21 protein-coding genes and 1 tRNA gene are annotated in these 19,773 nt (G+C 40.8%); all 22 read left to right on the forward strand.

The window, feature by feature from the left end; all coding sequences use genetic code 11:
• Window positions 1-172 precede the first annotated feature (172 nt).
• The 22 genes from T541_RS0101680 to T541_RS0101785 all read left to right on the forward strand — a co-directional run bounded on the left by T541_RS0101680 (window position 173) and on the right by T541_RS0101785 (window position 19,712).
• Entirely contained in the window at window positions 173-601 is a 429-nt protein-coding gene (locus T541_RS0101680; RefSeq protein ID WP_026651059.1) for a hypothetical protein, read from the forward strand.
• Between the two features lie 28 nt (window positions 602-629).
• Window positions 630-1,700, forward strand: a complete 1,071-nt coding sequence (locus T541_RS0101685; protein WP_026651060.1) for a hypothetical protein — start codon at window positions 630-632, stop codon at window positions 1,698-1,700.
• Complete coding sequence (locus tag T541_RS0101690; protein ID WP_026651061.1) at window positions 1,697-1,897, forward strand: hypothetical protein; 201 nt, start codon at window positions 1,697-1,699, stop codon at window positions 1,895-1,897. Before T541_RS0101685 ends, T541_RS0101690 begins: the two co-directional genes overlap by 4 nt.
• Window positions 1,875-2,084, forward strand: coding sequence for a hypothetical protein (locus tag T541_RS0101695; protein WP_026651062.1), 210 nt, complete (start codon window positions 1,875-1,877; stop codon window positions 2,082-2,084). Before T541_RS0101690 ends, T541_RS0101695 begins: the two co-directional genes overlap by 23 nt.
• The gene (locus tag T541_RS0101700; RefSeq protein WP_026651063.1) at window positions 2,077-2,433 is read left to right on the forward strand and encodes a hypothetical protein; all 357 of its coding nucleotides are present in this window, start codon (window positions 2,077-2,079) and stop codon (window positions 2,431-2,433) included. The genes T541_RS0101695 and T541_RS0101700 overlap by 8 nt, the downstream gene beginning before the upstream one ends.
• A gap of 18 nt (window positions 2,434-2,451) precedes the next feature.
• Window positions 2,452-3,249: a YlmH/Sll1252 family protein gene (locus T541_RS0101705; RefSeq protein ID WP_034465706.1), complete on the forward strand. Its 798-nt coding sequence runs from the start codon at window positions 2,452-2,454 to the stop codon at window positions 3,247-3,249.
• Between the two features lie 53 nt (window positions 3,250-3,302).
• Window positions 3,303-3,385: transfer RNA gene (locus tag T541_RS0101710), tRNA-Leu, on the forward strand.
• A 160-nt stretch (window positions 3,386-3,545) separates the two neighbouring features.
• Window positions 3,546-4,628 carry an HD-GYP domain-containing protein gene (locus T541_RS20465; RefSeq protein ID WP_051538036.1) on the forward strand — a complete coding sequence of 361 codons (1,083 nt, stop codon included), beginning with the start codon at window positions 3,546-3,548 and terminating at the stop codon, window positions 4,626-4,628.
• 181 nt (window positions 4,629-4,809) lie between these two features.
• Complete coding sequence (locus tag T541_RS0101720; RefSeq protein ID WP_026651065.1) at window positions 4,810-6,282, forward strand: DUF6937 domain-containing protein; 1,473 nt, start codon at window positions 4,810-4,812, stop codon at window positions 6,280-6,282.
• A gap of 26 nt (window positions 6,283-6,308) precedes the next feature.
• Window positions 6,309-8,165, forward strand: a complete 1,857-nt coding sequence (locus T541_RS22165; RefSeq protein WP_330375704.1) for an MFS transporter — start codon at window positions 6,309-6,311, stop codon at window positions 8,163-8,165.
• 185 nt (window positions 8,166-8,350) lie between these two features.
• A complete protein-coding gene (locus tag T541_RS0101730) occupies window positions 8,351-8,992 on the forward strand; it encodes a trimeric intracellular cation channel family protein (protein WP_026651066.1) in 642 nt (213 codons plus the stop codon).
• Window positions 8,993-9,143: 151 nt separating this feature from the next.
• Entirely contained in the window at window positions 9,144-9,455 is a 312-nt protein-coding gene (locus T541_RS0101735) for a hypothetical protein (RefSeq protein WP_026651067.1), read from the forward strand.
• A gap of 144 nt (window positions 9,456-9,599) precedes the next feature.
• Window positions 9,600-10,145, forward strand: coding sequence for a DUF3592 domain-containing protein (locus T541_RS0101740; RefSeq protein WP_026651068.1), 546 nt, complete (start codon window positions 9,600-9,602; stop codon window positions 10,143-10,145).
• A gap of 18 nt (window positions 10,146-10,163) precedes the next feature.
• A complete protein-coding gene (locus T541_RS18530) occupies window positions 10,164-11,087 on the forward strand; it encodes an alpha/beta hydrolase (RefSeq protein ID WP_051538037.1) in 924 nt (307 codons plus the stop codon).
• Entirely contained in the window at window positions 11,078-11,431 is a 354-nt protein-coding gene (locus T541_RS0101750) for a hypothetical protein (RefSeq protein ID WP_155839445.1), read from the forward strand. The genes T541_RS18530 and T541_RS0101750 overlap by 10 nt, the downstream gene beginning before the upstream one ends.
• 244 nt (window positions 11,432-11,675) lie before the next feature.
• Window positions 11,676-12,002 carry an anti-sigma factor family protein gene (locus tag T541_RS18535; protein ID WP_051538038.1) on the forward strand — a complete coding sequence of 109 codons (327 nt, stop codon included), beginning with the start codon at window positions 11,676-11,678 and terminating at the stop codon, window positions 12,000-12,002.
• A 4-nt stretch (window positions 12,003-12,006) separates the two neighbouring features.
• Window positions 12,007-14,184 carry a DNA polymerase I gene (gene polA / locus T541_RS0101760; RefSeq protein ID WP_026651070.1) on the forward strand — a complete coding sequence of 726 codons (2,178 nt, stop codon included), beginning with the start codon at window positions 12,007-12,009 and terminating at the stop codon, window positions 14,182-14,184.
• Between the two features lie 48 nt (window positions 14,185-14,232).
• Entirely contained in the window at window positions 14,233-14,859 is a 627-nt protein-coding gene (gene coaE / locus T541_RS0101765; RefSeq protein WP_026651071.1) for a dephospho-CoA kinase, read from the forward strand.
• Window positions 14,852-17,023 carry a cell division protein FtsA gene (locus T541_RS0101770; protein WP_026651072.1) on the forward strand — a complete coding sequence of 724 codons (2,172 nt, stop codon included), beginning with the start codon at window positions 14,852-14,854 and terminating at the stop codon, window positions 17,021-17,023. Before coaE ends, T541_RS0101770 begins: the two co-directional genes overlap by 8 nt.
• Before the next feature lie 102 nt (window positions 17,024-17,125).
• Complete coding sequence (locus tag T541_RS0101775) at window positions 17,126-17,923, forward strand: MBL fold metallo-hydrolase (protein ID WP_026651073.1); 798 nt, start codon at window positions 17,126-17,128, stop codon at window positions 17,921-17,923.
• A 104-nt stretch (window positions 17,924-18,027) separates the two neighbouring features.
• Window positions 18,028-18,300, forward strand: coding sequence for an ACT domain-containing protein (locus tag T541_RS0101780; protein ID WP_026651074.1), 273 nt, complete (start codon window positions 18,028-18,030; stop codon window positions 18,298-18,300).
• 47 nt (window positions 18,301-18,347) lie between these two features.
• Window positions 18,348-19,712 carry a PFL family protein gene (locus T541_RS0101785; protein WP_026651075.1) on the forward strand — a complete coding sequence of 455 codons (1,365 nt, stop codon included), beginning with the start codon at window positions 18,348-18,350 and terminating at the stop codon, window positions 19,710-19,712.
• Window positions 19,713-19,773: the final 61 nt, after the last annotated feature.

Here is a 19,773-nt window from a genome sequence, read left to right on the forward strand (position 1 = left end):
GCGAGGTTTCTAGCTTTATAATTATTTATTCTGAATGATGCAACAAAATGTATCCTTTATCTGTTTATAAAATGAAGGGTAAATTAGGTGATTATAAATCGTTATGAATGTAGTCAAAATAACTAGTAAATATATATGTTTACGCCTTTTGGGATTATTTTTTTGTGCCGTTATGACTATTGGCGTATTTGTTCTTCTTTCTAGAGAGAAGGGCGTTGGAATAGCGATATTTACGCTTGTTGTGATGGGAGCATATTCTTTGTACAATCTTGTCGAATTTGTTATGACCATAGGAAGGCGTATCGAGATATACAATGATGGCATAAGGATTAAGAAGGTAGGAAATGACTTTGTTGGCCTGCCATATTGGCAGATTACCAAGATTGAGCTATCCAATAGACAGATATTTAGTTACAGAAGCAGCAATGCCATTAAATTATTTGGCGGTAATCCTTATGGAACCAACATGAACATCTATTATGGGAATGGTGAGAAGATTAGGATAACCGAGGAGTTTGAAAATATCTGGGTTCTACTTAATGTACTTGGGGCTAACTGCCCACAGGCCCTGTATATAGATCGCAGGACAGGGAAGTCTTGATATAGATAGTTTTAAGGGAGATGAAAAAATGAGTGACGGTAGAATACTTCTTAATTCATGGGCGTGCTTTTTTGTGCACTTCTGTATTGAGATCATATGCTTTACGGTGTTGACTCACACCTTTGGAGTCAGCGGACTGGTGCAGTTTTTCTTATATATGGCCTTTGATATTATTGCTTTTTATCCGCAGTTTATTGTGGGTGTAATTCACGAAAGGTTTCCTAAGCTTGATATACCAACGATTTCAGTGGCAATCATGGCAGTGGGGCTTTTGATTCTTCAGTTTGATAAGTCATCAGTTAGGAGCATGATAGCAGTTGGAGTTATTGCATTGGGCAACGCGTTTCTTCATGACTGCTGTGCGATTCAGACAACACTTATTGGAAAGGGCAAGCTCTTTCCAGCAGCATTATATGTTTCGGGAGGATCCTTTGGTGTTGTTCTTGGCCAGATTTTTGGAAGAAGCCAGTATGCCTCCAAGTGGTGTCTTTTCATAGTTCTTTTGATCATGTGGGGACTGCTTCTATTTACTAATTCATCCTGGCTTATTAAGGACTACGTATATCCTAAGTATGATCTTGTTAAAAAAGATAGTAAGTATTCTTATTGGATCGTGGTATTTGCAGCTTACTTTGTTACCTTTGTTCGTAGCTTTATGGGATATGCAATTCCAATTTCCTGGAAGAAATCCACGTGGCAAGCAATACTGTTGTTCTTTATAATGGGATTAGGTAAGGCGCTTGGCGGTTACCTGACAGATAAGTTTGGTGCTAAGAAGGTGGGTATCATCAGTACTTTGATCAGCATACCATTTCTTATCTGCGGTAAAGATATGATGGTAGTTTCCATCATTGGCGTATTCTTCTTTAGTATGACCATGTCCATAACCTTTGGAATGTTCTTATCAGTTATTCCAAAGAATCCTGGAGTTGCCTTTGGACTTACCACATTGGCTCTTGGTAACGGTATTATGGTGCCATTTGCCTTCGGTGATCTAGGCTTTGTTGTAAATGTGATCCTCATTGTTGTGCTGTCTATCCTGTGCGCAATAATTCTCGGATTTACCCTTAAGGGGGATAAAGAAAGGAGTAGTGTATGAATAGCTTACTTATGACAGGGATGCTGCTTGATGCGGCAGGGGCTGCGGGCCTTGGAATCCTTATTCTAGGAGGATTGTTTTTGGCTGTTTTGGTTGTGATAATGGCACCAATTATTGGTCTTATAATAGCAGGAATCATGGCACTTAAAGAAAAAAGCGAAAAGAGGAAAAGCAATGATACTAACAGCTTTGAATAATATTCTTTTAGATGTGGCAGGTCCATATGATTATGATCCAACACCAACACCAGGACCAGATCCATCCCCAATACAGGATTTCTTTACTCAGATGGTTTCAAGTGGTGCAATCCTCATTATTCCAGCCCTTATTGCTCTTATAGTATGCGGCTGCGTTGTTTTATGGGAAAAGAATAAGAATGTTTGAGTCTATTACATATTTGGGCTTTTTTGCTCTACTGACTATTGTGCTTGAGGCTTTCCCGATTCTCTATGGATTTAGAAACACCAGCTACAAGCTGCTGCCTCTTATATTCGTTTCAATAAACATCGTCACCAACGTGATCCTCAATGCTCTTATAATCTATTTTCAGCTGGACTATGGAGCAGCTATAGTGGGCATGGAGGTGGTGGTCTTTATTGTTGAGGCTGCTGTCTACAGATTTTTTATCTCAGATCTGTCACTTAGGCGTATACTGGTTGTGACTTATATTGCCAATACCTTTTCTTTTATCGCAGGAATGGGTATAGTAGATCTGATAGCCAAGTTTTTATAATAGTTTTTGGAGCATTTTATGAGCGACTTTTTGGAAGGCAGAATAAAAGATATAGCTAATAGAGCGTTTATGAACAATTTCGTGACTCACACATCTTTCTTGTCTGAGTCCGAGATTGCTTCTTTTTATGCTCTTTTATCCAAGGAAGGTGTGCCTTCAAATGTGCATGAATTCTGCGGAGCAAAGTACCTTCTCTATGGAGGAACAAAGGATTCTCAAAGGCAGGTAATATGCTTCTTACCAGACTACATGGATGAGGAGAGCTTTTTGATGGCAGAGGAAGCGGAGCCCTCTGTATTATTCTGCCTTAAGATTGAGCCCTTAAATGCCAAGTTCTCCGATGATCTTAATCATAGAGATTACCTGGGATCTGTAATGAATCTTGGTATAGAAAGAGATCAGATAGGAGATATCTTTGTTGGAGAGAAGGAAGCTTATCTTTTTGCTCTTCCTGATATTGCCCGTATGATTGAAAAAGAGCTTGTGAGGATCAGACATACATCTGTAAAGTGCAGTATTGTGAAGCCTTCAGAGTGCGACATTCAGCAGAAATTTGATGAGATCTCCGGATCTGTGGCCTCAGAGAGAATCGATGCCATTGTTGCCTTTGTTTATCACCTTTCAAGGTCAGATGCCCAGAAGCTTATAGAGAGTGAAAGCATATTTATTGATGGAAGAACAGCCTATAGTGGCGGTTATGATCTTAAGGCAGGCGCAAGAGTTTCAGTGAAGGGATATGGCAAGTTCATATACTGCGGAACTACCAATACCACCAGAAAAGGACGTCTTTTCGTAAATGTCAAAAAGTATGTCTAGCCTTCTTGAATAAGAGGCTTTCCTGTGGTATATTATAAAAGCTGTTTGAAAACGCCGGCATGTCGGAATGGCAGACGATGCAGACTCAAAATCTGTTGTGGGTAACCACGTGTGGGTTCAAGTCCCACTGCCGGCACTTTAGCTTCAAGGTTTTTCCTTGGAGCTATTTTTTTTGCTTTGGCGCCAAACTTAGGCGACAGTTGATACACGCTATCGTAATGTACGTAATAGTGGTATACTAATAATAGTGATATTATGTGCTTTTTATAGTTAAGTCCATTAAAGGGTAAACGTGTATGAAGCTTGTATCAGTTGATAAATTAGAGCCGGGAATGGTGGTGTCAGAGAATATCTACACCGTAGACGACAGGCTTGTTCTTACAAAGGGAACGATTCTTGATAACGATGATATAGCAAGAATAAGGTCCTTTTCTCTATATAATATATTTGTCGAAGAACAAAAGAAGGCTGTGAAGGTCAAGGAAGAGAAGCCACAGTCTAGCTTATCCTATGCCGAAAAGCTAAGAACTACTGAAGAATTCATTAAGTTTAAAGAGCATATTGAGGAACATGCGGAAGCTTTAGAGGAGTCCTTTAGGATGCTGGCCAATGACAGCATTCCTCTTGATGTAGACAAGCTTACAGATCCTGTATACCACTTGTTTGTTGAGGCAGGTGGAACAGCAGGTATTTTTGACATGCTCCACAACTTAAGAGATAACTCCGATGCAGTATTTATGCATTCTCTTAATGTCTCCCTTATCTCTAATACCATAGCTACATGGATGCGTCTTTCTTCGGATCAGATTCAGCTGGCTACAGCTGGAGGTCTTTTGCATGATATCGGTAAGATGCTGATTCCATCTGAGCTTGTAAACAAAACAGAAAAGCTTACTGAATATGAAGAGAAGGCCATGAGAGAGCATGTTGTTAAGGGATATGAGCTTATCAAGGATAAAGATATCGATCCCCATATCAAGAACTGTGTCCTTATGCACCATGAACTCAGGGACGGATCTGGCTATCCATTCCATATAAAGGGAAGCCAGATTGATGAGATAGCGTCCATTGTTACCGTTGCTAATATCTACGACGAGCTTACATCAAAGAGAACCTACAGAGCCCCTATCTGTCCATTTGCTGTTATAGAGCAGTTTGAGGATGAGGGCCTTAGTAAGTTTGCACCTGATGTCATAATGACCTTCCTTAGTAATATAGTAAATACCTTTATCGCCAACAGAGTTATGCTCAATAACGGCAAGGTTGGTGATATTGTCTTCATTAATCCTGAACATCTTTCTAAACCTATGGTTAAATGTGGCGAGGAGTTCATAGATCTTGCTGCCAACAGAAATCTTGCCATAGTTGCGGTAATCTGATTATTTCAAAAACAAAAATAAGACAAAATGCACAAAAATGGGAAACGAAAATTGTAAAAAGCGTTTCTTGTTTTAATGTGTGTTTCAGTGTAATATCTTATTTGGAAACCAGTAACTTTTGGGCTCGTTTCCTTTGGGGGGTATTGGTCGGGTCTAATGATTTGGCGGAAATGGAAAGGTTATGATGGATAAATCAAAAGTAATATTTGGTAATGCGATCAGTAACAAGGACTATAAGAGTGCTCTTAAGTCTAAAAAGAGCTATCAGAAGAAGTTCGGTGATGATTCAAACGTGGACTACAAGATTAAGATCACTGAGAATGACACAATCGGACCACTTCTTGGAGTTTCTAATGTAGTAGTTTCTTCATCCTTTGATTCTAACGATACAGGGATGGATACAGAAAAGGGTATCATAGTTGGCAATATCCGTATGGGATTTGGTCATTACAGAATCTCAATGGCGATGGCTTCTTATGCTCACCATCTTGGTTATACTCCTTACTGGATGGACCTTAATTCATATCAGGAGACCACATGTACTAAGGTTATCGGTCATCAGAATGACCTTTATTCACTTGGTTCAAGACTTTCTAAGATAGGTCTTTTTAACAAGCTTGTTTGGGAGCCTACTAACTATGAGGGCTTCAGAGCTCTTTCTTATAACTCTAAGGATCAGAAGAACGCAGAGCTTATGGCTCCAGTTTACAGAAATGTTCCTAAGGATATTCCTGTAATTGCTACTCATGCATGGCCTGCTCAGGCAGCTGTTCATGCAGGAATGAAGCACGTGGTCAATGCGATTCCTGATAACTGGCCTATGGCTCTTCATCTTTCAGAGGGTTCTGTTCATACTATTCAGTGTAAGAACGCTTACATGGGCTACAGAATCTTAAACGGTATGAATAAGAAGACTGTTTGTAAGCCAATGCCACAGGATGCACTTGTTTACACAGGTCATTACATCGACTATGAGCTTGTAAGCAATATTGAAAAGGATTGCAAGGCTCGTATCGACAGAAGAAAGAATGGCAAGCCTATGAGATTTCTTTTAACCATTGGCGGAGCTGGAGCGCAGAAAGAGATCTTTGCTGAGATCATCAAGCACCTTCTTCCAAGGGTAAAAGATGGACAGGCTGTTATCTACGTTAACGTAGGCGATTATCGCAATGTGTGGGATGAGCTTAAGAGTGAGATTGCCGGAGTTATGGATGTTGCTCACGAGCACATGGATGACTGGCAGGATACACTTAAGTTTGCCGAGGATGCTCTTGATGAAAACAAGGATATCACTGGTATTCATAGTTTCTATCACAAGGACATCTTTAAAGCGGTTTATGCTACAAACCTTCTTATGAGAAGTTGTGATGTACTTGTTACTAAGCCTTCAGAGCTGGCATTTTATCCAGTTCCTAAGCTCTTTATCAAGCGTGTGGGTAAACATGAGATGTGGGGGGCTATCCACTCAGCTGAGATCGGAGATGGAACACTTGAGTGCAGAGATATTCCTCATACAATACAGATGCTTGATCAGTTCCTTGAAACTAATCTTATTGATGAGATGTGTGAGAGTATCTGTCTTAACAACAAGATGGGAATATATGACGGTGCCAAGAAGGTTGTTGAATTGGCTGTTAGCCTAAAGAATAAGTGATTTAGAGATTATTAAGGAGAAGACCGGTGGAAAAAAGATCATTAACAGGACTCGAGAAATTTGCATACGGCATAGGTGCTGTTGGTAAGGACATGGTTTACATGCTATCTGCATCCTATGTACTTTATTACTTCCAGGATATTATGGGCGTCAGCGCCATCGCAATGGGAATTATCCTTCTTGTTGCCCGTGTGTTTGATGCATTTAATGACCCTATCATGGGTGTTATCGTAGCCAAGACTAAGACTAAATGGGGTAAATTCAGACCATGGCTTATGATTGGTACAATTACCAATACAGTGCTTCTTATCATGATGTTTTCAGCACCTCCAACTCTTGATGGTAAGGGACTTATTGCATATGCTGCAATTACCTACATCATGTGGGGTGTTACTTACACAATGATGGATATCCCTTATTGGTCAATGGTTCCAGCCTTCACAGAGACAGGTAAGGAGAGAGAAGGCTTATCAGCTCTTGCTCGTTCCTGCGCAGGTGTTGGTTCAGCTATCATCACAATCGTAACTGTTATGTCAGTTGCAGCTCTTGGATCTAAGATGGCTGCAGGTAGTGCTGACAATATCACTAAGGTTTATGACAACAGCAACACAGCATTTACTGTTTATGTAGTAGAAAGAGATGCTGATGGAAACCCAACAACTAATGTTCATGAGATTACAGATGCTCAGGCTACTCTCAGCGTAACTGGTGGATCTAAGCTCTTCGAAGGATCTGTAGGCGATGAGAATGTTGCTGACGGTGTTATCTATCTTAAGAACGATAATACAGATTATAGCTTTACTGTAGCTGGCGTTACATTAGCTGAAGGCGATGGTAATAACGCCATCGAGGTTTCAATGGATAGTGCTGACTGTGGACAGGCTGTAGTTGTCATCTATGTTCCAGAGGATGAGTACACAGCTATTGTAGCTACAAGCGGCAGCGATGTATCTGTTGAGATGAATTCAACAGTAGAAGTTGAGAGACTTGGTTTTAAGTACTTCTCAATCATTATTGGTATCTTATTTGTTCTCTTTATTACAATTACATGTGTATGCATTAAAGAGAAATCAACTGTAGATATGAAGACAGCATCAATTGGCGAGATGTTTAAAGCTCTTTTACAGAATGATCAGGCTATGACAATCGTTATCACAATCGTTCTTGTAAATACTGCTTTGTATATTACATCTAACCTGCTTATCTACTTCTTTAAGTACGATCTTGCAGGAACTAACTGGCAGGGTAATTACACACTGTTCAATACCTTCGCTGGTGGAATGCAGATCCTTGCTATGATGCTTCTGTTTCCACTTCTTAGAAAGGCATTTACAACACTTAAGATTTTCTATCTCTGTGTCATTGGTGAGATTGTTGGATACTTCATCCTTCTTGCTATGGCTCTTTCAGGAGTGACTAATGTATTTGTGTTCTTTATCCCTGGCTTCTTTATCATGTCAGGTGCTGGAATCCTTAACGTAGTAGTTACAGTATTCCTTGCTAACACTGTTGATTACGGTGAACTTAAGAACTACAGAAGAGATGAGTCAGTTATCTTCTCAATGCAGACCTTCGTTGTTAAGCTTGCTTCAGGAATCGCTGCTTTAGTAGCTTCTATTTGCCTTGCTTTGTTCAACATTCAGAAGGATAGCGCAGCTGCCCTTGATATGAAGGGCCTTTGCGATAAGGTTGCAAACTCTGGTGTTCTTGTATCAATTGATAATGGCTCAGTTATTGGTCTTCGTATGATCATGACTGTAGGTCCTGTACTGGTTCTCTTCATTGCATTGTTCTTCTTTAAGGCTAGATATATTCTTACAGATGAGAAGCTTCAGGAGATCTCAGTAGAGCTGGTTATGAGAAAGACAAAAGAGATGGATTGATAATATAGTTATTGCCTGCTTTAGGGGGTTACGCGCTGCGGAGTATTTGCTACTTCGTGGCGCTTTTTTACTGATATCATTCTGTAAATATACGCTACAACCATGGAATTAACGCTTGTCCAATGCAATAAATGTGATAAAATTGTTCTTGTTTACATAACATCACTATTGTCGGGTAAAAAGAAATGTATTTATCACTATTATTTGTTTTTGATCTTATAGGAACAATTGCATTTGCTATATCTGGTGCCATTACTGGTATACAGAAGAGAATGGATATATTTGGAGTTAATATCCTGGCTATCATGACAGCCTGTGGAGGAGGTCTTGTTCGAGATATCGTCATAGGCAGCTTTCCACCTCAGATGTTTATCAATCCATTCTTTGTACTGGTGGCATTTGTTGTGGCCAACATTGTCTTTTGGATCATGTATTTCCATAAGGGTGTTCCGGCTAAGTTTTCACATCTCTATGATAGAGCTCTTTTTGTAAGTGATACACTGGGACTGGCAGCCTTCATGGTTGACGGAGTAATGATCGGTGTTAATTCAGGCTATGAGGACAATATGTTCCTCCTGGCATTCCTTGGATTTATTACAGGTGTAGGTGGCGGCGTATTCAGGGATGTACTGTCAGTACAGATGCCAGCTATCTTTGTTAAGCACGTGTATGCCATTGCTGTTATTGTGGGCTCAATTGTAATGCTGGTTACAGAGCTTATTACCAATTCATGGCACATAGCTATGGTGGTAGGATTCATGGTAATCCTGATTCTTAGGTACTTTGCAAGGCATTTCAGATGGAACCTTCCAAAGGTAAATATATAAAATTCAAAATCGAAAAAGATAATTGAAATTTAGTGTCAAAGGACACAAAACTTTAAAGATTTAAATAGAAAACTGATTGACAGAAAATAGTTTTTTGAGGTTAAATAAGCAGGTTGTTTTTTGTTTACAAGACCCAGGAGGTTTATTAGAAATGGCAGACAGATCAGACCTTATCAATCAGTTGGCAGCATCAATGGGAGCAGGTAAATTTGCACCTACTACATTCGAAGAGTCAAGATTTGACGTAGAGACAGGAACTTTATATTGCAACGGAATGGTTATCTCTAAGTCTATAGCAGAGAAGGCTATTCAGCACTTCCAGATGCTTGAGAAGAAATGTGATACTAAGAATAGTGCCCAGAGAGAAATGGCTATGATCTACAGATGCGCAGTTGAGTCTGTTAAGATGATGCAGAATCCTAAGGTGTTATCAGCACTCAAAGAAGAAGCTACAGCAGTATAATAGACTTTGATCTGGGAAAAGAAATATATAGATAAACTATAAGAGCTCATGGATTATTTAGATCCATGGGCTTTTCTTATGTGTGGGAAAAGTATATAGTAGGAGATAGTTTTTTTTAACAATGATTTATAGGAATGGTGTTAGATGGAGAATAATGTAAAATCAAAGCTGATGATAGCGTTTAAGCTTATAAGCCCTATATTGCTGATACTGTTATTATTGGCAATCCATAAGTATGTTTTTAGATATTACCAATTATGGAAGTATGGATATTTACTAGTATTATTTGGACTGCTATTTTCTTATATAGGAATCGGTTTTGGAATCAGTTCTATTGTAAAAAAGCTAAGATACACAGAACCTTGCATGGGAAAGATTATAAGTATCTCTGAGCATTGGGATGAAGATGAAAATTGTACAACGTATTCTCCTGTAGTGCAGTATCGTGTAGATAGTGAAGACTATACTGTAACATCAGGTTTTAGTACTTCCAAAAGGGAAATTCCTGAGATAGGAGAGTATGTGAATGTCTTTTACATGAAGGGTCATCCAGCGGCCTCGGAGCTTGAGTTTGACCGTAAGATTGCTCCTGATTTTGAACTATGGTTTGTGGTTGCGGGATTTATAGCGATTATTGTTGGCGTAATCGGACAGGATTTATTATTTTCTTTTATTGGAAGTATATTTTGAGATATGAGGGGAATGAAAATGGCTAAAAGAAAATATCCGCTAGATGAAGAACTTGCATATCTTTCAAACTCAAGCTTGTTTCCAAACATAAATGTATATCCCTTTGTAAACATTTTTATGGGAATGATCCGCTGTAAATCGGATGATAAGGTTTCTGTAGAGAAGCGCTTTATTGCAGGATATCAGGGATACAAACTGCCTGTACTGATTATTGAGCCAAGAAATGCTAAGGATAAGCTTCCGTGTATCATATTTAATCATGGTGGCGGACTAATCTTAAAGGCAGTAGGCGCCCACTATCAGTTTGCTAAGTGGTATGCAGAAAAGCTTGTATGCAAAGTTATCATGCCAGACTACAGACTGATGCCAAAGTATAGATTCCCTTACGCGGTAGAGGATTGTTATTGCACCTATGAGTGGGTCCTTGATAATGCTGATGAACTTGGCATTGATGACAGCAAAGTGATTCTGACTGGAGATAGCGCCGGAGGTAATATCTCGGCAGCAGTTGTCCTAATGGCTATTGATCGAAACAGAAAGCTGCCTAGTGGCGTTCTTATGGTATATCCAGCTCTTGATAGGCGAATGATCACAGAGTCTATGAAGAAATACACAGATACACCAGTACTTAACACTAAGCTTGCTAAGATGTACTTTGATGAGATGTTAATTAATGGCCTTCCAGAGCACATAGAATACGCTTCACCTATGGAAGCAAAGTCCCTTACAGGATTTCCGCCATCATACATAGAAGTTGCAGAATTTGATGCCCTTCACGACGACGGAATCCTCTTCGCCAAGAGACTAGAGGATGAAGGCATCCCAGTAGAATTCCATGAAGTTAAGGGCTCCTGCCACGGCTATGAAGTAGCAACCAAGAGTAACCTTGTGAAGAAGTCGATGGATATGAGAATTGAATGGGGTAAGAAGATATGGACATGAGCAATCCTATAAATTTAATAATTGTGTTGGTTGTTGCGTTCTCACCACTTGTGATCTATGCCTTGTTGTGCATTCGCAAGAATAAGTCTGAAAAAGACGACGATGCCTGGGAAACCACAACTGCCAGACTAACAGGTGATGAAGAAGCATTCACGCCTGAAGATAAAGGTACACACGGCTTCTATAAAGCTCCAGACCAAAAGACTGAATATCAAATTGTATATACTGTAGACGGAGTGGAGTATACCAAGTACATAAATGAAACCGAAGCAGCAGGAAGTAAAAACGGTACTGTACGTATCAAGTACTACAAGAAAAGACCACAAAGATTCAAAGTGATGTAGTTGGGCATGAACATAGTTTTTGTTGCTCCGGTATAGAAAAGACAGTGAGGGCATGGGTATGCAGATGCATACCCATGCCCCCACTGGCTTCCTTCCGGATAGCCAATAACTTTGGCCAGCCAACAAACTAGTGGCATAATCTGCCCTGATGGTGTATTCTATATGTTGTAGAATTGTGTTTTCTATCAACTATTTTATGCACTATATGTTGAGAAAACGTATAGTAGTTTTTGGGGAATAGTCTATGACATGTAAGGATGCAGACAAGTTAATTCCTTTGTTTTTGGAAGATGATCTCGATAATAGGGATTTGGCCCAGTTCCTTGATCACGTGGAGCATTGCCCTGAGTGTAAAGAGGAGCTTACCATTCAGTTCCTGGTAAGAGTAGGTATGCAGCGCCTTGAGGACGGCAATACCTTTAACCTTAAGTATGAACTGGACAACCTTCTAAAGGATGCGCAAAGGCGCCTTAACTTCAGGAAGAAGCTCGTGCTATTTAGTTACGGCCTTGAATTTGCAGTTGTTGCCATGTCGGCTGTAACCCTATTTTTAGCAATAATCCTGAGGTGATCCTATGTCTAATGATTTAATTACTATAGATGTCAAAGAACTTGTGGGGGATGCTTTCTATTCTATCCCCGATTTCACTGATTCAGAAGGTAATCATATTGGTGGTGCTTATGGAGCCATGTATAAGCTGGTAAGCGCATTAAAGGGAGGCGCTAAGGCGTTGTCTCTTTCTTTTGATGCAGAAAGTGATAAATATGATTACAGCATTCCGGCTCTTAAGTATCAGATTGAACTGGTTCAGAAGTCTATTGCAGAAGCTGGCTTATCAGAATCCATTTCTAATTCCGACGTATCCAAGTTAGAGGAAATACTTAATAGATTAGCACCAGGTCAGGAGGGAGCTAAAGTAGCCGGATTCAATCTGGCAATCACTACAACCTCTGACTTTAATGAGGTTGAGGATATCTTCAAGAAAGCTCTCGAATATGGCAAGGCAGATATTGAGCGCTATATCGGATTCTACCTTCTTACAGATACAGTTAAGATGGAGGGTAGCAAGAAGAACCCTATCCTTGGCCTTTCCATTGCATTTGATGATAATAGCGCTTATTACATTCCTGTAAGCGGCTTTATTACAGAAGGCTACCTTGGTCAGAAACTGGCTCTTTTATCCAAGGAATGTAACCTTGCAACCTTTGATTGTAAGGAATGCTATCGCATATTTGACCCAGACTGCATAAGTGATAGAACTGAAGGGTATCTGGAGAATTACAATCAGGGTAAGCCACATCTTTTCGACATTCTTATTGGAGCTTACCTTAACGACCCTAACAAGAATGATTATCAGGTGGAGGATATTTCTAAGGAGTATCTTAAGATTCCATTTTTCAAAAAGAGTGATGTTTTTGGTAAGGAAAGCATAGTAAATGCTGATGATATGAAGGTTTCTGACTATGCTGCCAAGGCTGCAGAGGTCTGCTTTATGTCAGCGCCTTTGATTAAGAAGAAGCTTGATAAAGTAGGAATGCTTGGTCTTTTCCTTGATATTGAGATGCCTCTTTCCTATATCCTTTATTCCATGGAAAAAGAGGGTATTATTGCCAGAGCAGATGAGCTTAAAGCCTATGGCGACAAGCTTAGCATCAGGATAATAGAGCTTGAGTCATCAATTTATGAGGCTGCTGGCTGTGAGTTTAATATCAATTCACCTAAGCAGCTTGGAGAGATCCTTTTTGAGAAGCTGGGCCTTCCTGCAGAGAAGAGGACCAAGTCAGGATATTCAACTGCTGCAGATGTACTTGAGAAGCTGGCTATAGATCATCAGATTGTAAAAGATATCCTGGAGTACAGAGGACTTGCCAAGCTTAAATCCACCTATGCAGATGGACTTATTGAATATATCGAAGCTGATAACAGAATTCATACAAGCTTTAATCAGACCATTACAGCAACAGGCCGTATCAGTTCCACAGAGCCTAACCTTCAAAACATTCCTATGAGAACCGAGCTGGGACGACTTATCAGAAAGGTCTTTGTTCCAAAGGATGGCTATGTCTTTGCTGATGCAGACTATTCACAGATAGAGCTTCGTATCCTTGCCCACATGTCAGCGGACAAGGAACTTATAGATGCTTACCATGAGGGAAAGGATATTCATGGAATCACAGCTTCCAAGGTATTCCATGTGCCTTTTGAGGAGGTAACACCTCTTCAAAGAAGAAATGCTAAGGCTGTTAACTTTGGTATCGTCTACGGAATTAGCTCTTTTGGCTTATCTCAGGACCTTTCTATTCCTGTATCTGAGGCAAAAGAGTATATGGATAAATACTTCGAGACCTATCCTGGTGTAAAGAAATATCAGGAGGATGTCATTGCGGACGCCAAGGAGAAGGGCTACAGCGTAACTATGTATGGCAGAAGAAGGCCTATTCCTGAGCTTAAGGCAGGTAATTTCAATCTTCGTCAGTTCGGAGAAAGAGTTGCCATGAATGCTCCAATCCAGGGAACAGCTGCAGATATCATGAAGATCGCCATGATCAATGTTTTCTTTGCTCTTAAGAAGGAAGCGCTTAAATCAAGGCTTATTCTGCAGATTCACGACGAACTTGTAATAGAGACAGCCAAAGACGAGGAGGATAAGGTGACAGCTCTTTTAACAAGAGAGATGGAAAGAGCGGCAGACCTTAGTGTTCCTCTTGAAGCTGAGTGCCATACAGGAACAGACTGGTACGAAGCTAAGTAAATGGGAAGGAGTCAAAGAGAACCGTCCCCAATGACTTGAGGTGTTCGAATGAGTTTGATTAAAGGAAAGACCAACATTATTGGAATTACAGGTGGTATAGGTGCAGGGAAGAGCACAGTGCTGGGCTATATCAAGGAGCACTATAACTGCCTTGTTATCTTTTCCGATGACGTGGCCAATGAGATTAAAAAGAAGGGATACCCCGCCTATGACGAGCTGGTGAGCTTTCTGGGAGAGGGGATTCTTGGAGATGATGGTGAAATTGACAGGGCCAAAATGGCGGCTGCCATATTTAATAATAAAAATAAACTAAAAACCATCAATAATATTTTGCATCCTGCAGTAAATACCTTTATTATTAATAGTATAGAGAATGAACGTAAAGAGAACAGATACGATTTCGTTTTCGTAGAGGCAGCACTGCTTATTGAAAATGGCTATAAGGACATTGTAGATGAGCTGTGGTACGTGTATGCATCAGAGGCTGTAAGGAGAGAGCGGCTTAAGTCATCGAGGGGCTATAGTGATGACAAGATTACAGATATCCTTTCCAAGCAGCTTGACGATGAGACCTTCCGCAAGAACTGTGACTTTGTCATAGATAACGGGAAAAATTTTGCACTGACAACTGGTAGTATTGATAAAAAACTTGAGGGGTGGAAAATCAATGGCTAGTTTGGAACAAGCGGATCAGAAGGTAGTATTTGGACTTGATATTGGTACTAGAAGTGTTGTTGGAACTGTTGGGTACATGAACGATGGTCAGTTCAACGTTATCGCACAGAGTGTTGAGAAGCATCAGACCAGAGCCATGCTGGATGGACAGATCCATGATATCGGCAAAGTTGGGGCCACTATTAAGCTTGTCAAAGAAAAGCTTGAACAGCAGACAGATATTCATCTGACGGATGTCTGTATCGCTGCTGCTGGTCGTGTGCTCCAAACCGTTCATATCGTCTATGATTATGAGTATCCTGATAATCATGCAATCACCGATGAAGACATTTATAATCTGGATTCCTCCGCAGTAGAAAAGGCCTACTCGGAATTCCTTGAAAAGAACACATCAGATCTTAAGTTCTATCTGGTGGGTTATTCTGTTATGCACTATTATCTGGATGGCTATCAGATAGCCAATCTGGAGGGACATAATGCAGGAAAGGTAAGCGTAGAGCTTATTGCTACATTCCTTCCTGATGACTGCGTTGATGGTCTTTATAAAGCCTGCGAAAGAGCTGAACTCAACGTAGCTAACCTTACACTGGAGCCTATAGCGGCTATGATGGTTGCTATCCCAGACAGATTCAGAATGCTGAATCTTGCACTTGTGGACGTTGGTGCAGGTACATCCGATATCTGCGTAACCAATGACGGCTCTATCACCGCATATGGCATGCTTCCTATCGCCGGTGATGATATTACTGAGATTATTGCTCAGCACTGTCTTGTGGACTTTAACCAGGCTGATGAGATCAAGATTGCAGCCAGTCACATGGACAGAATTGACTACATTGACATTATGGGACTTCAGAAGACCATAACAGCCAAGGAAATAGCCAAGGTCATTAAGCCTAAGGTTGAAGAAATGGCTAAGAAGGTCTGTGATGAGATTAAACGCCTTAACGGCGATAAGCCTGTCAGCGCTGTATTCGTAGTAGGTGGTGGCGGCTGTGTTCCAGGATATACCAAGGCTATATCCAAGAACATGGACATCCCTGATGAGCGTGTTGCTCTTAGGGGCGAGGAGGTAATGAAGAATATTACCTTCCTTAACAACGATGGAATCGAGAGAGATTCTCTTATGGTAACGCCTCTTGGTATCTGTATCAGCTACTATGAAGAGGCCAATAACTTTATCTTTGTTTCATTTAATGGAACTCAGACCAAGCTCTATGATAATGGTAAGCTTCAGATCGTGGACGCTGCCATGCAGGTGGCATTTCCTAATGAAGATCTTTTCCCAAAGAGAGGCGAAGAGCTTAAGTTTACTGTAAATGGTAAGGAGCGTACTTCAAGGGGTGAGCCTGGTGAAGCTGCTGTTATTTCCCTTAATGGTAAGCTTACAGATATCCATGCCAAGCTCCATGCCAACGATATTATTCAGGTTACGCCTTCCACAGCTGGTGCACCTGGTAAGGCTACAATTGATTCCATACCTGAGTTTAAGACCAAGTTCAACGTCAACGTAAACGGTAAGAATGTGGAGGCTTCAAGATATGCCACAGTTAATGGCGAGGCCCAGACTGGATTCTATGATATTAAGCCAGGAGATGACGTTAAGGTTCTTGACTACAACACAGCAGCTCAGATAGCTGAGCTTATGGATATTGTTATCACAGAAGATACAGTCATTATCGTTAACAACGAGCGAGGTGATGCCAACACCCCTGTTTACGAGAACTTCAAAGTAGAGTTCAAGGATCAGGAGGAGGCCATCATGGATGCCTACGAGGACTTCCCTGATGCAGACGAGGTTCTTGTAAGCCAGGCCAATGAGGAAGCCTACGAAAGCGATGATAACAACGTAAAGTTCGTAGCAGAGGCAGATGGGCAGCTAAGCTTTGAGGACCTTCCTGACGATGACGATGTTTATGAAAAAGAAGAGCAGGAGCCAATAAAAAACGTGCTTGCTCGCGATCTTCATGTTATAGTTAATAACGAAAGCGTTACCCTTCACGGCAAAGCAGATTATGTATTCGTAGACATTTTCGACGTAATAGATTTTGATCTGTCCAAGCCCCAGGGAAGAGGAATTGTCACCACCCTTAATGGAGCAACACCGGATTATATGCAGACCATAAATGATGGTGACAGGATTGAAGTATACTGGAAACAATGAGATTAAAGACTTATTTGCGCAGTATCTTTTACGCAGGTAAGTCTTTTCTTTTGCGATTTCAATTTTGAGAAAAAAGTTTTGTAGTTTGGAGAGTAGTTTTTTATGAGATTTACGACCATTGCCAGCGGAAGTAGTGGCAACTGTACCTATGTGGGCTCTGATAACACCCACATCCTTATTGATGCAGGAATCAGTAAAAAGAGAATTGAAGAGGGCCTTAAGACCCTTGATCTGGGTCTTTCTGATATAGACGCTATCTTTGTAACCCATGAGCATTCAGACCATATAGCGGCGCTTCACACTATTCTTAAGAAGTTTGATATTCCAATCTATGCCACAAATGGCACGATCCAGGGAATTCGTAGTTCAGACAAGAAGTGCGAGATGACAGACTCTCGCTTTATTGAAGTGTCAGTAGATAAGGAAGTAGCTGTTGGAGATATGATCCTTAATCCTATGAAGATATCCCACGATGCTCTTGAACCCTGCGGATATAGAGTTTTCTGTAATGGCAGGAAGATCGGAGTTGCCACAGACCTTGGCTGCTATACGGATTACACTGTTGACTGCCTTAAGGACTGCGATGCGCTCCTTCTTGAAGCTAACCATGATGTGCGCATGCTTCAGACAGGGCCATATCCATATCAGCTTAAGCGCCGAATTCTTGGGGACACAGGGCATTTATCCAATGATAAGAGCGGAGAGCTTCTTTGTAAGCTTCTTCACGACAATATGAAGGGTATTTTCCTTGGACATCTGTCAAAAGAAAATAATCTTCCAGAGCTTGCTTACGAAACCGTAAGGGTAGAGATTGAGATGGGAGATAACCCATACAGCGCCAGCGACTTCCCACTTATGGTGGCTAGCAGAAGCGAAGTATCACCACTTCTTGAATTTTGACGAAAATTGGGCGTTTGCCGTGGCAAATTAAGTAAAAAAGTGCAATTGACTTTTCATTGATATATTGCTAACTTTGATAGAAATAGAGTTTTACGGGAGGGATTATGAACAAAACAATCATTACAGTTGTTGGTAAGGACACAGTAGGTATTATTGCTAAGGTATGTACATATCTTGCAGATTCAGGTATCAATATTCTTGATATTTCCCAGACTATCGTAAGCGGTTATTTTAACATGATGATGATCGTTGATATGACAGCTGCCAAGAAGGAATTCAATGCAGTTGCAGATGATCTTGAGGCTCTTGGTAAGGATATTGGTGTAGTTGTTAAGTGCCAGAGAGAAGAGATCTTTGATTCTATGCACAGAATCTGATCAAGTAATTCGCAATATCACAGTTATCAAAGTCATGGGAGAAAAGTATGATTAACGTCACAGAGGTTGTTGAAACTAATGAAATGATCGAGAAAGAGAATCTCGATGTAAGAACTATTACTCTTGGTATTAGTCTTTTAGATTGTATTACTTCTGATCTTGATAAGCTTAGGGACAATATCTACAACAAGATCTATGAGGCTGCTAAGGACCTGGTTAAGACCGGAGATCAGATTTCAAGGGAATACGGTATTCCCATCGTTAATAAAAGAATTTCAGTTACACCAATAGCTCTTATTGGTGGTTCAGCATGTAAAACAAAAGAAGACTTTGCATCTATTGCACAGACTCTGGATAAGGTGGCTAAAGAAGTTGGCGTCAACTTTATTGGTGGCTATTCAGCCCTTGTAAGTAAAGGAATGACTCAGGCCGACAGACTTCTTATTGAATCTATTCCTCTGGCTCTTTCAACTACTGATGTAGTTTGTTCCTCAATAAATGTTGGTTCTACCAAGACTGGTATCAACATGGACGCTGTAAGGCTCATGGGCAGCATTATTAAAGAAACAGCAGAGTTTACTAAAGAGAATGACTCTCTTGGCTGCGCTAAGCTTGTTGTGTTCTGTAACGCTCCTGATGATAACCCATTCATGGCAGGTGCTTTCCACGGCGTAACAGAGGCTGACAAGATCATCAATGTCGGTGTATCAGGCCCTGGCGTTGTTAAGACAGCTCTTGAAAGCGTAAGAGGAGAGAGCTTTGAAGTTCTCTGCGAGACCATTAAGAAGACAGCCTTTAAGGTAACCAGAGTTGGCCAGCTTGTTGCTAAAGAGGCATCAGAAAGACTTGGTGTTCCATTTGGAATCATTGACCTTTCTCTTGCTCCAACACCTGCAATTGGCGATTCTGTTGCAGATATCCTTCATGAGATTGGCGTTGAGCACGCTGGTGCTCCTGGAACCACAGCAGCTCTTGCTCTTTTAAATGATCAGGTTAAGAAGGGCGGCGTAATGGCATCTTCTTATGTAGGAGGCCTTTCAGGTGCCTTTATCCCGGTCAGTGAAGATCAGGGAATGATCAATGCTGTTGAGGCAGGATGTCTTACCCTTGAGAAGTTAGAAGCCATGACCTGTGTATGCTCAGTAGGTCTTGATATGATTGCGATTCCTGGAGATACCAAGGACACAACAATCGCAGGTATCATCGCTGATGAAATGGCCATCGGTATGATCAATCAGAAGACCACAGCTGTTCGTCTTATTCCTGTTATTGGAAAGGGCGTTGGCGAGACTGTTGAGTTTGGCGGACTTCTTGGCTATGCGCCAATTATGCCAGTTAACCAGTTCTCCTGTGATGCATTTGTTAATAGAGGCGGCAGAATCCCTGCTCCTGTTCATAGCTTTAAGAACTAATAGATATAGTTAAATAGTAATTTGTAAAGAACTGTTATCAGTGTTTTCGAGGCATTGGTGA

Source organism: Butyrivibrio proteoclasticus P6B7, from assembly GCF_000622085.1.
In the GTDB taxonomy this organism is placed as follows: Bacteria; Bacillota; Clostridia; order Lachnospirales; family Lachnospiraceae; genus Butyrivibrio; species Butyrivibrio proteoclasticus_A.

Bases quoted from the DNA above. Each gene is read 5' to 3' on its own strand.
- T541_RS0101680 (WP_026651059.1), top strand. From the start codon at position 173: ATGACTATTGGCGTATTTGTTCTTCTTTCTAGAGAGAAGGGCGTTGGA.
- T541_RS0101685 (WP_026651060.1), top strand. From the start codon at position 630: ATGAGTGACGGTAGAATACTTCTTAATTCATGGGCGTGCTTTTTTGTG.
- T541_RS0101690 (WP_026651061.1), top strand. From the start codon at position 1,697: ATGAATAGCTTACTTATGACAGGGATGCTGCTTGATGCGGCAGGGGCT.
- T541_RS0101695 (WP_026651062.1), top strand. From the start codon at position 1,875: ATGATACTAACAGCTTTGAATAATATTCTTTTAGATGTGGCAGGTCCA.
- T541_RS0101700 (WP_026651063.1), top strand. From the start codon at position 2,077: ATGTTTGAGTCTATTACATATTTGGGCTTTTTTGCTCTACTGACTATT.
- T541_RS0101705 (WP_034465706.1), top strand. From the start codon at position 2,452: ATGAGCGACTTTTTGGAAGGCAGAATAAAAGATATAGCTAATAGAGCG.
- T541_RS20465 (WP_051538036.1), top strand. From the start codon at position 3,546: ATGAAGCTTGTATCAGTTGATAAATTAGAGCCGGGAATGGTGGTGTCA.
- T541_RS0101720 (WP_026651065.1), top strand. From the start codon at position 4,810: ATGATGGATAAATCAAAAGTAATATTTGGTAATGCGATCAGTAACAAG.
- T541_RS0101730 (WP_026651066.1), top strand. From the start codon at position 8,351: ATGTATTTATCACTATTATTTGTTTTTGATCTTATAGGAACAATTGCA.
- T541_RS0101735 (WP_026651067.1), top strand. From the start codon at position 9,144: ATGGCAGACAGATCAGACCTTATCAATCAGTTGGCAGCATCAATGGGA.
- T541_RS0101740 (WP_026651068.1), top strand. From the start codon at position 9,600: ATGGAGAATAATGTAAAATCAAAGCTGATGATAGCGTTTAAGCTTATA.
- T541_RS18530 (WP_051538037.1), top strand. From the start codon at position 10,164: ATGGCTAAAAGAAAATATCCGCTAGATGAAGAACTTGCATATCTTTCA.
- T541_RS0101750 (WP_155839445.1), top strand. From the start codon at position 11,078: ATGGACATGAGCAATCCTATAAATTTAATAATTGTGTTGGTTGTTGCG.
- T541_RS18535 (WP_051538038.1), top strand. From the start codon at position 11,676: ATGACATGTAAGGATGCAGACAAGTTAATTCCTTTGTTTTTGGAAGAT.
- polA (WP_026651070.1), top strand. From the start codon at position 12,007: ATGTCTAATGATTTAATTACTATAGATGTCAAAGAACTTGTGGGGGAT.
- coaE (WP_026651071.1), top strand. From the start codon at position 14,233: ATGAGTTTGATTAAAGGAAAGACCAACATTATTGGAATTACAGGTGGT.
- T541_RS0101770 (WP_026651072.1), top strand. From the start codon at position 14,852: ATGGCTAGTTTGGAACAAGCGGATCAGAAGGTAGTATTTGGACTTGAT.
- T541_RS0101775 (WP_026651073.1), top strand. From the start codon at position 17,126: ATGAGATTTACGACCATTGCCAGCGGAAGTAGTGGCAACTGTACCTAT.
- T541_RS0101780 (WP_026651074.1), top strand. From the start codon at position 18,028: ATGAACAAAACAATCATTACAGTTGTTGGTAAGGACACAGTAGGTATT.
- T541_RS0101785 (WP_026651075.1), top strand. From the start codon at position 18,348: ATGATTAACGTCACAGAGGTTGTTGAAACTAATGAAATGATCGAGAAA.